Below are 13,129 nucleotides of genomic sequence, written 5' to 3' on the forward strand. Positions count from 1 at the left end.
GGTATGAATCTTAGTGGAGTACCGGAGCCGAGGATCGAATATGCGCCGAAGCATTATATTTGTCAGCGGGCTGAGGGGGCGCTCAGTCTGGATGGAAGGCTCGACAAGCCGTTCTGGCAGAAAGCGGAGTGGACCGAGGATTTTGTAGATATTGAAGGCGACCTCCGTCCGAGACCGGCCAAGCAGACCCGCGTAAAAATGCTGTGGGACGATGACTATTTCTATTTTGGGGCGGAGCTGATCGAGGACCAGATTTGGGCCACGCTGACGGAACGTGATTCGGTCATCTTCTATGATAATGACTTCGAAATTTTCATTGATCCCGATGGGGATACACATCAGTATTATGAATTCGAGATCAATGCTTTAAATACGGTATGGGATTTGCTGCTGGTCAAGCCTTATCGGGATGGAGGGCCGCCAGTGAATGGCTGGGATATCGCTGGGCTGAAAACAGCGGTTTATATCGATGGGGGGCTTAATCGTCCGGATGCCGAGAACCGGAAGTGGAGTGTGGAGGTAGCGATTCCGTGGAAAATCCTGAAGGAATGCGCACCGGAGACTCGTGCGCCGATCGCAGGCGAATTCTGGCGCGTCAACTTCTCCCGCGTAGAATGGCAGACGGAAGTGAAGAACGGGGAGTACAGCAAGGTGCTCCAGCCGGAGACAGGCAAGCCGTTTCCTGAGGATAACTGGGTGTGGTCCCCGATGGGAATTATCAATATGCATTATCCTGAGCTTTGGGGATATGTTGTATTTGCCGATATCAATGGACCAAGTGCATTTGTTCTGCCGCAGGATGAGCGGATCAAATGGGAACTGCGCAGGTTGTATTATCGCCAGCGAAATTATTACGAACAGCATGGTGAATTTACGAAGGAGCTTGGCTTGCTGCTTGGTGAGGATGCATGGAGCATCTCTCCAATGATAGAAACGACGCGGAGCCTGTTCCAGCTAACGGCCCCATCAACGGATGGCAAGACGATGTACTGTATTCGCGAAGATGGAAAAGCGTGGAAGGAGTGAACGGGAGAAATGACGAACCAGACTTCTGTATTTTCATTGGATTCTAAGACGATGGAGCTAATAGAACGCAAGCTGCGCGTGAAGCGGGAAATGGCCCGTGCCAAGGAGCATGAGCTGTTCGATGTTTTTGAACAGGACTTGACTGAGGAAGAAGCGTGGGCACTTAAGTATTTATACGCTTATATGCCTGTGAATGATATGGCGGATTATAATAGCGATTTATTCCTGAGCTATGTGCGGCAGTCGCTGGAAATCCGCAAGACAATGCCTTGGGGGAGCCGGGTGCCGGACCATCTATTCTTGCATTTTGTATTGCCTTATCGGGTGAATACGGAGAATATCGAGGATTCCCGGGGCATCTTGCATCAAGAATTGAAGGAGCGCACGAGCTCGCTGTCCATGACCGATGCGATCCTGGAGACGAACTATTGGTGCCATGAGAAGGCGACCTATATCGGCAGCGATTTGCGCACAATCGCGCCGCTGTCGCTGATTCGAAATGCGCGCGGACGCTGCGGCGAGGAGTCGACGCTTGCGGTAGCTGCTCTCCGCAGCATCGGTATCCCGGCTCGCCAGGTATATACGCCGCGCTGGGCGCATTGCGACAGCAACCATGCTTGGGTGGAAGCGTGGGCCGATGGGACCTGGTACTATATCGGAGCTTGCGAGCCCGAGGCCCGCTTGAACCAGGGCTGGTTCAGCCCGCCTGCCCGGAGGGCGATGCTGATCAATACGCGGATTTATGCCGATTATCCCGGACCCGAAGACATTACGCTGGCCAACGAATGGTTCACGGAAATCAATTTGCTTGAAAATTATGCTCCAACGCGTACGATTACTGTCTCTGTTAAAGACGAGGAAGGTCGGCCTGTGAACGAAGCGCAGGTGCGCTTTGAGCTATATAATACCGCTGAATTTTACCCGATTGCTACGATCCCGACCAATGAACTAGGAGAAACCGTCTTTAAGACGGGCCTTGGCGATCTGTTCATTCGAGCAGTTAAGAACGGGATATGGGGCGAGCAAAAGATAACGGTTGCCGATAGCGACCGTATCGAGATGGTTCTGGATCAGACGGAACAGCCATCCGGAACGCATGACCTGGATATGGTGCCCCCGCCAGAGCGGGAAGGTGAGGCCGTCCAGGCATTAAGCGAGGAACGCATTCAGCAGCATAACCGCCGTCTGGAAGCAGGAACGAAGATTCGCACATCGTTTGAGGATACGTTTATGACCGAAGCGGCCGCATCGGAACTGGCTGCAGAGGCAGGACTGCCTGCGGATCGGGTATGGGATGTTTTGTGTAAAGCGCGCGGCAACAGCCATGAGATCGCTGCTTTTCTGCGCGAGCAATCGAGAGAGTTTGGAGAGTGGCCGCTGCGTCTGCTTGAGAGCCTGAATGAGAAGGATCTGGTGGATACCTTCCGAAATACGCTGACGGATCATTTACAGGCATCTTTGGCGGTACGCGGGGGGCTTGCGGAGGATGTGTTTACGCAGTATGTATTATGTCCGCGAGTGCTGCATGAAATGATCGTTCCATATAAGCGTTTCTTCCGGGAAACATTCACGAGCGAAGAAGCAGCAGCGTTCAAGGCTGATCCAGCCGTGCTGGCCCGCCGTCTTGACGGGCCATACAGTCGGCGCGAGGATCTGCCGAACCTGAAGGGCAAAGGTAATCCCGTGGGTACCTTCAAGCTCATGGCTGGCGACCCAATCTCACTGGATATATTATTCGTCGCCATTTGCCGCAGCTTGGGGATTCCGGCGCGGCTGCATCCAAGCGAGCTGAAGCCACAATATTGGGTCGACGGGGTTTGGGTAGATGCTGTTCTGGATGCAGCGGCTCCACGAGCTGAAACGGCTAAATCCTGGGGTTGGATCAGATTGCTTAAGGATGCTTCAGCTTCTGCGGATACTCCGGAGGCTGCGTATTTTGGGAATTTCTCATTTGCACGGCTGGAGCAGGGGGTATATAAGACGCTTCTCTTCGCCGAGGGGAAGAAGGATGTATACGATCAGCCTTTTGAGGTGGAACCGGGCTCATACCGAATGACAACGGGGGTACGCTTGAAGGATGGAGCGGTGCAGGTACGCTTCACTTATTTCCAGGTGCGTGCCGAAGAGGAGACGGATGTGGTGTTAACATTCCGACACGCGGAGCATGAAATTCCGGTACTGGGGACGATGGATCGCCAAGCGGTGCTGACGAAGCTGGATGGTGCCAGCTGTCAGCTCGCCGAGCTGATCGGTGATCGCGGGGCGCTGGTTGCCTGGATCGAACCGGAACGCGAACCAACCAAGCACCTGTTCCGTGAAATCGGAGAATTGACTGCCGCCTTCACAGAGCTTGATGCTCCTATCGTATTGATCATCGGCGATGCCGAGTGGAGCGCCTCCTTTGATCCGGCAGATTATCCACAGCTGCCGAAATCGACTCTGTTTATCCGCGATGCTTCTTATGCTGCTTTGTCGGACATCATCTCGCAGTCCCCGGCACATGAAGCGGGCTTCCCGCATTTGTTCGTGCTGGATGGAGCAGATCAGATCCGTTACACGGCCTCGGGATACAAGATTGGTACCGGGAAGGAAGCCTTGCAAGTGCTATCAGCGATTCGGCAATAAATTTTGTGAATGGAGTGAAGAAAAGATGACCAAGCGCAGCTACATCGTCGCCGGTTATGCCGTCGATGCTCATCTCCCCGATATTACTCAAGAAGATCTGGCAAAGCTGACTCACCTTAACATCGCTTTTGGTCAGGTAGTTGATCAGCGGATTTCGACCGCTCATCTACGCAATCTGGGAATGCTGCCGAAGATCAAAAGCCAATATCCTCATTTAAGCATTTTGTTATCGGTCGGTGGCTGGAGTGCTGGCGGGTTTTCGGAAGCCGCTGCGACTGAGGCTGGGAGATTACAGATGGCCGATTCGGCGGTACGTATCTTGACGGAGTACCCGTTGGACGGGATAGATCTGGATTGGGAATATCCTTGTTATAGTGAAGCCGGAATTGCTTCCAGCCCGGCGGATAAGACGAATTTTACATTGCTGCTTAAGACAATGCGGGAAGCGCTTGACGCCAAAGGGGCAGAGGATGGTCGCCATTATATGCTAACTATCGCTGCCGGGGCTGACCAATATTATGTGGACGGCACCGAGATGGATCAGGTACAGCAATACCTTGATTTTGTACAGTTAATGACCTATGATATGCGCGGCGGTTTTCAGGTATTGACCGGACATCATACGAATTTGTATACGTCGACAGGGGATTTATTCCGTATTAGTACGGATGCCTCGGTAAACCTGTTCCTGCGCGCTGGCGTGCCGAGGGAGAAGATTGTAATCGGGGCTGCTTTTTATTCTCGTTTGTGGAATCAGGTGCCTGGCCGCAACCAGGGTCTTCATCAAATGGCCGGCACGACGGGCGGGTACGGTCCGGATTATACGGCCTTGGTCAAGGACTACATCAACAAGAACGGTTACACTCGTTATTGGGATGAAGAAGCATTGGCGCCCTATCTATTCAATGGATCGAGCTTCATATCCTATGAGGATGAACAGTCGATCGGGCATAAATGCACCTATGTGAAGGAAAACGGACTTGCAGGCGTCATGTTCTGGGAATATAGCTGCGACAACACGCATCGTTTGCTGGATGCGATGTATCGCGGGCTCTAATACTTATCTTACAGTAGGAGAAGGGGCCGCAGTGGCGGCCCTTTAACGGTATTACTCGTTACTCATGCTCATCTGATAACTGAGAAGGCTGAGGGTTAACGGCATGATCTGCATGTTGGGGATATATCCTGATTACAGGTATGCTTGCTGCCCGCGGCCTTCTTTTTTGTGCGGGGGTTTTATTCATAACACATCAATTTGTTCATCTCAGGCATCCCGTCTTGGGACCTCGACGCTTGATCAGCAGTTCTAACGAAACTTGGTATCGCTATTTAGGGGAAAAAGCCCTCTTTTGAAATTTAACGAAACAGTGTATCGCTATTAGAGTAAATTAGCAGCCAGAAGCCAAGATTTCTCTTAAATAACGATATGGTGTTTCGTTAGATTTAATTGACTACTGGTTTTGAGAAAATAACGATCGGTAGTTTCATTAGAAATTTTTTGGAAGGGAGCTTGCCTATGTGATTGTAATGAAAACTATCGATAAACCCTCCGGAGTTGTGTTACCCTATAGCTATAGCAAATCACGTGGCAGAATTTAGGTGAATGGGACGCTGAGTTGATTGTGGATAGCATTTGGTATTTTTCAATGAAAGTGTGGTAACCGGAGGCAATGAAGGATATTAAAATTATCGATGTGGCCAAGCGGGCGAATGTATCGCCGGCCACAGTGTCACGCGTATTGAACGGGAGCAAGCTGGTGAATGCCAAGACAGAACAGCGGGTCATGCAGGTCATCCGCGAGATGGAGTATATCCCTAACAATATGGGCAAGCAGCTGCGCAGCCGCAAGACGATGACACTAGCGGTTGTAGTCTCGGATGTACTCGTCTCTTACTATGCGGAGATTATTAAAGGGATCGAGAACATGGCGAATTCTCTCCATTATCGAGTGCTGATCTGCGATGCTCAGAACCAGAGGGCGAAGGAGCTGGAGTTCCTTTCTTTTCTGGTCAATCATACGGTAGACGCTCTAATTATGGTCACTCCCAGTCTCTCCGATGAGGAGCTAAGCTCTTATGCAGAGGAGGGCTACCGCCTTGCTGTAATCGGGCGGGAGGTAGGACATCCGTTGATTCCTTGCTCTTTTACAGACAACATTACGTTGGCCAGGGATGTTATACTCCATTTGACCGAACAAGGACATCGTAAGATTGCCTTTTTGAGTGGTTACTCTGAAGCTACCGACAGCATTAAACGGTTGGAAGGATTCATCCAGGCTCTTGGAGAGGCAGGTATTCCATTTGAACAGGGTTTGGTCGAGAACGGCGATTTCTCGGAGGATGGCGGATATGAGGCGTTCAAAAGACTAAGGAGTCAGCGTGAGGATTTCACCGCTGTATTTGCTGCTAATGATGAGATGGCGCTTGGCGTGTATAAAGCCTGTGCCGAGCTGAGGCTATCAATCCCTGAGCAATTGGCCGTTGTAGGTGTAGACAATATTCGTCTGACGAACTATGTTGTGCCCAGAATCAGCTCGATGGAGCAGCCTCTATATATGATGGGTTCGGTGCTGGCTGAGAAACTAATTGATCAGATTAATGACAACAGGTTAGCCGATCAGAGGCTTTTTGTCTTGAATGCAGAGCTGATTGTTAAGGAATCATCGCTTTGGAAGATATCGGATTGATATTAAGACGTCATATTTCAAAATAAATACATAAAGATGGAGCTATCTCAATTTAGGGATAGCTTTATTTTTTGCGCGATAAAGTTTATAAGTAAAACATGCCTATATTTTTATATATGACATACTATTTATTGATTATTCGATCAATGTTGTGTATTATATATTTATCTCTTAGGAATACATATCCAAATAACTGTTATTTAGGATATATATACTTCGATAAGAGTGTCATATTTAGTAAAGTTAGCATTCGGAAATGGAGGGAACCTGTGATTGAACTGACATCTCGTCAATTGGAAATAATCGATATCGTGAAGAAGAGGGCTCCGATCACCGGTGAACAAATAGCGGAGAGCCTGAATCTGAGCAGGCCGACGATTCGAAGCGACCTCTCCATTCTGGTCATGCTTGAATATATCGATGCGAAACCGAAGGTAGGTTATTTCCCCGGTAAGAAGGCTGCGGCCCGGTTATCAGGAGGATATTTACTGAAGGAGACCAAGGTCAAGGATATCCAGAGCAATCCGATTATTATCCGTGAGGCTACGACAATTCAAGATGCTGTTGTGACCCTTTTCCTGCAGGATGTGGGCACTCTTATGATCTGTGATGCTGACGGCAAGCTAGCCGGAGTTGCGTCACGCAAGGATTTTCTTAAGGTAACGTTAGGGAATCCTGCTGCAGTATCGATGCCAGTAAGTATGGTCATGACCAGGCAGTCCAAGGTAGTCACTGTGTCTCCTGAAGACTCGGTGCTCGATGCAGCACATAAGATGATTTTCTATGAAGTAGATAGCTTACCTGTTGTCGTTCAGAGTGAGATGGGGCAGGAAGGTACGGGACCTGACTTGGTGGGTAGATTGACCAAAGCCTCAATCATTAAATTTATATTAGAAGTAGAAGCCAATGGATAATGGGTGAAACCGGGGGGAAGAAGGAGAATGGAGCAAGCTTCGCATTATGTTACGATTGTCTCTGATTCGATCGGGGATACGGCGGATGCCGTCGTGCAGGCTGTCATACATCAGTTTCAGAATCAGCGCGTTACAATTCGCCGTTACGGCAATGTAAGAAGCGAGGATGAACTGCGAAAGCTGATGGAGGAGACGGCCCCGCTCAACGGATTCGTCGCCTATACTCTTGTTCAACCCGAGCTGCGGGAGATGATTCGGGAAGAAGCTGTCCGCCTGGACCTGAGGATTGTCGATATTATGGGGCCGATGATGCAGGCATTTATCGATACCTTCGATGATTCGCCGCAGGAGCGGCCGGGTCTGTTGCATCAGCTTGACGATAAGTATTTTCGCAGAATGGAGGCGATTGAATTTACGGTCGCCTGCGATGATGGACGCGATCTTGGAGCGATGCTGAAGGCGGATATCGTGCTGCTCGGGATGTCGCGGACCTCGAAGACACCGCTTAGTATTTTTCTGGCGCACCGGGGCAAGAAGGTGGTTAATTATGCGGTTGTTCCGGAGGTTGGACCGCCGCAGGAACTGCTTAGTCTTCCTTCTAACCGGGTGATTGGATTGACGATGAAGCCGGAGTATATGTTGAAGATTCGCTCCGAGCGGCTCAAGATGCTAGGGTTGCCTGAGGGCTCCCAATACGCCAGTCTGGAGCGGATTCGCGAAGAGACGGAATATGCGATGGCACTGTATGCCAAGCTGGGCTGCCCGGTCATTGACATTACGAACAAAGCAATTGAGGAGACCGCCGGGGTTATTATGGGGCATATTTCAGATTCACCGGAAGATGAATTAGGAAATTAATCAAAGGGTTTATATTGATCTAATCGTTATTAACTGGGGGGAAATCAAATGGAACGGGAATTAGCTTTGGAGATCGTACGTGTAACTGAAATGGGGGCTTTATCCTCCGCGTGCTTCATTGGCAGAGGTGATAAGAATGCTGCTGACCAAGCTGCTACCACAGCTATTCGTTCCATGTTCGATTCCGTATCGATTGACGGGACGGTGGTCATCGGTGAAGGGGAGATGGATGATGCACCGATGCTCTATATCGGCGAGAAGGTCGGGAACAAGCAAGGACCTTCCGTAGATGTAGCGGTAGATCCGTTGGAGGGGACCGAGGTAGTTGCCCGCGGTCTGGAGAATGCGCAATCTGTTATCGCGATTGCGGATAGAGGGAGCCTTTTGCACGCGCCTGACATTTATATGGAGAAGCTGGCTTGTGGTCCGCAGTTGGCCGGCAAGCTTAGCCTTGAAGATCCGGTAGATGTTACTTTACAGAAAGCCAGTCAGATTACGGGCAAGGCGATATCCGAGCTTAAGATTATGGTGCTTGACCGGGAACGTCATCAAGGCTTGATCAACAGTCTGCGTCAGGCTGGCGTGCGTGTGAAGCTGCTCGATCATGGCGATATAGCGGGAGCGATAGCTACTGCATTGCCTGACAATGAAGTGGATCTATACATGGGCTCCGGTGGAGCGCCCGAAGGGGTGCTGGCCGCAGCCGCTCTCAAATGTCTTGGCGGGGAGATGCAGGGCCGACTCCTGCCTCAGGGGCCGTTCGAGCTGCAGCGTTGTCATATGATGGGGCTGGACGATCCGCTGCGGGTCCTGCACATGGAGGATATGGTCGGTACCGGCGATGTGATCTTCGCAGCAACCGGCGTAAGTACCGGTGAATTTCTGACCGGGGTACGATTTATCGGCAATGACCGGGCCGAGACCCATTCGGTCATTATGCGGGCACAAAGCCGCACGATCCGGTATATCCGCAGCATTCATTATCTGCCAAGCAAGGGGATTGATTTGGATGCGGGCTTCAGACATGCCGAGGCCATGTAGCAACAAGCGGCCGATTCCGGTCGGAGTATCTTTTCCAACTTTTCCAATGTAGTTGTTATTTTGTTATAACTCCGTTTATTTGCGGAGGAGCTTGACTATCCTAGTCAGGTTCCTCCGATTTTTTTTGCTCTAACGAAACAGGGTATCGTTATTCGTGGTCAAAAGGGTCGTTCCTAAATCTAACGAAACAGGGTAACGCTATTGGAGGCAATTGAAGGCTGAAAGTCAGAATATTGTTGAAATAACGCTATGGTGTTTCGTTAAAATATTTTTGTTGGTGTTTTTGTGGAAATAACGATCTGTAGTTTCGTTAGAATAAAAGCAAAAGTCCGAACCGCAGCAAGATTCCGGTGAGCAGTGTAAGATCGCAGGTAGTACAGGCTTCGGGTGAACTGTGCAACATCGCAGGTAGTCCAAGGCCCACGGTGAATTGCTGTAACGCCGCAGGTAGTACAGGCTTCGGGTGAACTGTGCAATATCGTAAGTAGTCCAAGGCCCACGGTGAATTGCTGTAACGCCGCAGGTAGTACAGGCTTCGGGTGAACTGTGCAATATCGTAAGTAGTCCAGGCTCCTGGTGAGCAGTGTAAGATCGCAGGTAGTACAGGCTTCGGGTGAACTGTGCAACATCGCAGGTAGTCCAAGGCCCACGGTGAATTGCTGTAACGCCGCAGGTAGTCTAGGCTTCGGGTGAACTGTGCAACATCGCAGGTAGTCCAAGGCCCACGGTGAATTGCTGTAACGCCGCAGGTAGTCCAGGCTCCTTGGTGAACTGTGCAACATCGTAAGTAGTCCAGGCTTCGAGTGAACTGTGCAACATCGCAGGTAGTCCAGGCTTCGGGTGAACTGTACAACATCGCAAGTAGTCTAGGCTTCGGGTGAACTGTGCAACATCGCAGGTAGTCCAAGGCCCAAGGTGAATTGCTGTAACGCCGCAGGTGGTCTAGGCTCCTGGTGAACTACGCAACGTCGAGGTAGCCCAAATTCCCTGTTAAGCTGCTGTAATCGTAGGGTAGTGGCTTTTTGGGCCGACATTGGGCCGACATAAGTAGGCAAATCGAGTCTGTGAATGCTGGTTTCTTCGTATAGCACGAAATTTATCTAAAAGTTAAAGCATGTGATTTAGTTTATTTGTACATTAAGATGGAACATATTATAATTAGAATGGTTTTTAGTATGCAGATGGACCGTGTTAGATCTATCAACGTTGTGGAGGCAGGCCATTGATTGAACTTGAGCAGGACCGTAACCAGTTCCCGCGCGAGCCGCTAAGGCTAATGAGCCGGGTGTATAAGTTTATACTTCCCGATGTGCGCAAGGAATTGGAAGGTTGGAGGAAGGTCGCAGGGGAGATTCCTGATCCAGAGCTGAGAAAGCAGGCGCTGGCCAGCATTCAGACAAAGGAATTTCATTGTCAGGGTGGGGCAGTATATGCAGCGGCGAATTTGCCGAAACGACATATTTTAATTCCATTGATTGTTGCTTTTCAAACGATCAGCGATTATTTAGATAATTTATGTGATCGAAGTACTTCAATGAATGCTGATGATTTTCGTTTATTGCATCAAAGCATGCTGGACGCAGTGAATCCGAGGACTGAGCTTGAAGATTATTATGCTTTGCGTGAAGAAAAGGATGATGGAGGGTATTTGCACCAGCTTGTCCAGACTTGCCGGGACAATATTGCTTTACTGCCGGGATATCTTGCGGCAAAGCCCTATATCCAGGATCTCGTCGGGTTGTACACTGATCTTCAGGTTTACAAGCATATTAAGCCGAGTCTTCGTGAAGATGCCCTCATCCAGTGGTGGGATCAACACAAGGAACGTACCCCTCATTTACAGTGGAATGAATTTGCTGCCGCCACTGGCTCGACATTAGGGGTATTTATGCTTTTTCTGGCAGCGAGTAACAAGGAGTTGGATCAAGGCAGCGCCGAGACGATTCGCGATGCTTACTTCCCGCATGTTTGTGGTCTACATATTATGCTTGATTATTTGATTGATCAGGAGGAAGATGAGATTGGCGGGGATCTGAATTTCTGCAGTTACTATGACAGCAAGGAAATAATGCTGCAGCGGATAGCCTACATTGTAGAAGGTGCTCGCCATGACATTAAGAAGCTTCCTGCATCGTCATTTCACCGAATGATTATCGAAGGATTGCTGGCCCTGTATTTATCAGATCCTAAGGTGAGCCAGCAGCAGGAAATCTATGATGTTTCTAAGCGTTTGATGAAAAGGAGCCCGCTGATGAGGCTGTTCTTCTTCGCCAATAGCAAGTGGATCCGCAAACGCCTGTAATTTACGCATTTAAAAGTTGTTTAAAGTTTTATTAATTATTAGGAGGAAATCATCATGTCAGCAGTTAAAAAAATCGCAGTCCTTACCAGTGGTGGAGATTCCCAGGGCATGAACGCGGCTGTACGCGCCGTTGTACGCAGTGGATTGTATTATGGCTTGGAAGTATTCGGAGTTCAAAGAGGGTATCAAGGTCTCTTGAATAATGATATTTTCTCCATGGATATTCGCAGCGTCGGTGATATTATTCAACGCGGTGGCACGATTCTTCAATCGGCTCGCTGTCTGGAATTCAGAACGCCTGAAGGTCAGCAGAAGGGTGCGCAAATTTTACGCGATCGCGGCATCGACGGCCTGGTCGTTATCGGCGGCGACGGCTCCTATCAAGGCGCAGAGAAACTAAGCAAGCTGGGCATTAAGACGATGGGCTTGCCAGGTACGATCGATAATGATATTTCTTTCACCGACTATACCATCGGCTTTGATACTGCGGTAGGGATTGTCGTTGATGCTGTCAACAAACTGCGTGACACGATGTCTTCCCATGAACGGGCTTCGGTCGTTGAAGTGATGGGTCGTCATTCTGGCGACATTGCTCTTTATTCCGGCCTGGCTTCTGGGGCTGAGACGATCCTTGTTCCTGAAGTACCATTCGACCTGAACGAAGTAGCAGACCGGATGCGACAGAACTTTGACAACGGCAAGAGACATAGTATCGTCATCGTTGCTGAAGGTGTGGGCAAAGGCGAAGAAGTGGTTGAAGCAATCAAGAAGCGCCAGCCATCCTTGGAGCCGCGTGCAACGGTGCTTGGACATATCCAACGTGGCGGATGCCCGACTCCATTCGACCGCAACCTGGCGAGCAGACTTGGTGATTTCGCTGTACGCAGCCTGATTGCTGGTGAATCGAACAAAGCCTGCGGTATGATCGGCGGAGAGATGGTACTGACTGACATCGAGAAAGTGGTAGCGACCAAAAAGCCGTTCGATATGAAAATGTACGAACTGGCTTCCCGTTTGTCTCAATAAGGGAGCATAGAGCTACTACTTAATTAAAAAACACGAGGTTCCTTATACGGAATCTCGTGTTTTTTTGCTTATCCCACTTCTAACGAAACAGACAATCGTTATTCGGAGCAAAATGGACCATAAAAAAAACTAACGAAACAGGATATCGTAATTTAGCTAAATTTGCAGAGTTAGACCCTTGTTTCGCCTAAATAACGATATGGAGTTTCGTTAGAGTAAAAAGGGCCTCATATTCGATCTAATAGCGTATCACAGTTTCGTTAGAGCAAGCGGCCCCGTTTTCGATCTATAGCGTGTCACAGTTTCGTTAGAGCAAAGAGCCTCATATTCGATCTAATAGCGTATCACAGTTTCGTTAGAGCAAGCGGCCCCGTTTTCGAGCTAATAGCGTGTCACAGTTTCGTTAGAGCAAGCGGCCCCGTTTTCGAGCTAATAGCGCATCACAGTTTCGTTAGAGCAAAGAGCCTCATTTTCGATCTAATAGCGTGTCACAGTTTCGTTAGAGCAAAGGGCCAAATTTTTGTGCCAATAGCTCATTACAGTTTCATTTGTCCCTTGCCGAAGAGGGCGATGCCGGTTAGAGCGGGCAAAGGGAAATCGACTGCCGCAATCGCATCGTTTCAACTGGTTTACCACAAGTGTCAAAAAAA

General features: G+C 49.5%; 10 protein-coding genes. 9 read left to right on the forward strand and 1 reads right to left on the reverse strand.

Going from position 1 to position 13,129, the window contains the following annotated elements; translation table 11 throughout:
* The first annotated feature begins 3 nt into the window (after positions 1–3).
* The 7 genes from BN1360_RS13595 (at position 4) to glpX (ending at position 9,151) form a co-directional block, all read left to right on the forward strand.
* Positions 4–1,026: a carbohydrate-binding family 9-like protein gene (locus BN1360_RS13595; protein WP_068780394.1), complete on the forward strand. Its 1,023-nt coding sequence runs from the start codon at positions 4–6 to the stop codon at positions 1,024–1,026.
* 9 nt (positions 1,027–1,035) lie between these two features.
* On the forward strand, positions 1,036–3,651 hold the full coding sequence (locus tag BN1360_RS13600) for a transglutaminase domain-containing protein (RefSeq protein WP_068780395.1): 2,616 nt from the start codon (positions 1,036–1,038) through the stop codon (positions 3,649–3,651).
* 25 nt (positions 3,652–3,676) lie between these two features.
* On the forward strand, positions 3,677–4,708 hold the full coding sequence (locus tag BN1360_RS13605) for a glycoside hydrolase family 18 protein (protein ID WP_068780396.1): 1,032 nt from the start codon (positions 3,677–3,679) through the stop codon (positions 4,706–4,708).
* A 613-nt stretch (positions 4,709–5,321) separates the two neighbouring features.
* Positions 5,322–6,338 (forward strand): LacI family DNA-binding transcriptional regulator, encoded by a 1,017-nt coding sequence (locus tag BN1360_RS13610; RefSeq protein ID WP_068780397.1) that lies wholly within the window; start codon positions 5,322–5,324, stop codon positions 6,336–6,338.
* Positions 6,339–6,607: 269 nt separating this feature from the next.
* Positions 6,608–7,252: a helix-turn-helix transcriptional regulator gene (locus BN1360_RS13615; RefSeq protein ID WP_068780398.1), complete on the forward strand. Its 645-nt coding sequence runs from the start codon at positions 6,608–6,610 to the stop codon at positions 7,250–7,252.
* Positions 7,253–7,279: 27 nt separating this feature from the next.
* The gene (locus tag BN1360_RS13620; RefSeq protein ID WP_068780399.1) at positions 7,280–8,110 is read left to right on the forward strand and encodes a pyruvate, water dikinase regulatory protein; all 831 of its coding nucleotides are present in this window, start codon (positions 7,280–7,282) and stop codon (positions 8,108–8,110) included.
* A 48-nt stretch (positions 8,111–8,158) separates the two neighbouring features.
* The gene (gene glpX / locus BN1360_RS13625; protein ID WP_068780400.1) at positions 8,159–9,151 is read left to right on the forward strand and encodes a class II fructose-bisphosphatase; all 993 of its coding nucleotides are present in this window, start codon (positions 8,159–8,161) and stop codon (positions 9,149–9,151) included.
* 678 nt (positions 9,152–9,829) lie between these two features.
* Here glpX and BN1360_RS13630 read toward each other — a convergent pair.
* Positions 9,830–9,970, reverse strand: a complete 141-nt coding sequence (locus BN1360_RS13630) for a hypothetical protein (RefSeq protein WP_195714261.1) — start codon at positions 9,968–9,970, stop codon at positions 9,830–9,832.
* A gap of 403 nt (positions 9,971–10,373) precedes the next feature.
* Between BN1360_RS13630 and BN1360_RS13635 the strand changes: the two genes are divergently transcribed.
* Together BN1360_RS13635 and pfkA are read left to right on the forward strand one after the other, a co-directional pair.
* The gene (locus BN1360_RS13635) at positions 10,374–11,453 is read left to right on the forward strand and encodes a tetraprenyl-beta-curcumene synthase family protein (RefSeq protein WP_082790063.1); all 1,080 of its coding nucleotides are present in this window, start codon (positions 10,374–10,376) and stop codon (positions 11,451–11,453) included.
* A gap of 54 nt (positions 11,454–11,507) precedes the next feature.
* Entirely contained in the window at positions 11,508–12,479 is a 972-nt protein-coding gene (pfkA, locus tag BN1360_RS13640) for a 6-phosphofructokinase (protein WP_068780401.1), read from the forward strand.
* The last annotated feature ends 650 nt before the right edge of the window (positions 12,480–13,129 follow it).

This window comes from Paenibacillus sp. GM2, from assembly GCF_900069005.2.
Classification (GTDB): domain Bacteria; phylum Bacillota; class Bacilli; order Paenibacillales; family Paenibacillaceae; genus Fontibacillus.